The organism is Rhodococcus sp. BUPNP1 (assembly GCF_002215235.1).
Classification (GTDB): domain Bacteria; phylum Actinomycetota; class Actinomycetes; order Mycobacteriales; family Mycobacteriaceae; genus Rhodococcus.
On sequence record NZ_NERM01000081.1, the window covers coordinates 1 to 574 of the forward strand.

1 protein-coding gene is annotated in these 574 nt (G+C 61.1%); it reads left to right on the forward strand.

The genetic code is table 11. The features are described from left to right. On the forward strand, positions 1–573 hold a 573-nt coding region (locus B9C99_RS25495; RefSeq protein WP_253250204.1), incomplete at its 5' end, for a hypothetical protein. Position 574 lies beyond the last annotated feature (1 nt).

Here is a 574-nt window from a genome sequence, read left to right on the forward strand (position 1 = left end):
GAATACACACCAGTCAAGCGCTCCCCACGAAAGCCGCCCGAGGCACCGGATCATCTCCGCCCCACGCTCGAATGGCTCCGGCCCACCGTCCGCGACAAGTACACTAGTGCCCTTTCCATGGTCTTGCTCTTGGTCGTGTATCTCACCGTCCTCAACGGAGACTTCCGCTGGGTCCACTGGTGGATCATGTGGGTCATCATGGCGGTAGGCGCCTGGATGATGTTTCGCGCTACCGCGAACCATTGGACCGCAGCCGGTGCCAGTTGGGTGCAATGGCGCAGCAGCTGGGTCGACACCTACCACCTCACCCGCATCCGCTTTTCCGCAGACGGCTACAGCCGTGTGCTCCGGTTGAAAGATGACCACGGCAACGAGATCCACTCTTTCAAGATCAGCGACATTCAAGGAAACCCTGACCTCTGGGACCTGGTCTACAACGGCATCCTCCACTCCGTCGCGTCGGGCAACTGCGACATCGACGCCAAAACCCGTCACATCCTGAAGATCCCCTACGAACTCGGGCCGCGCCCCACCCGTAGCGAGCGCATCAGAGGACGGGGGCGTAGAGGGTGAA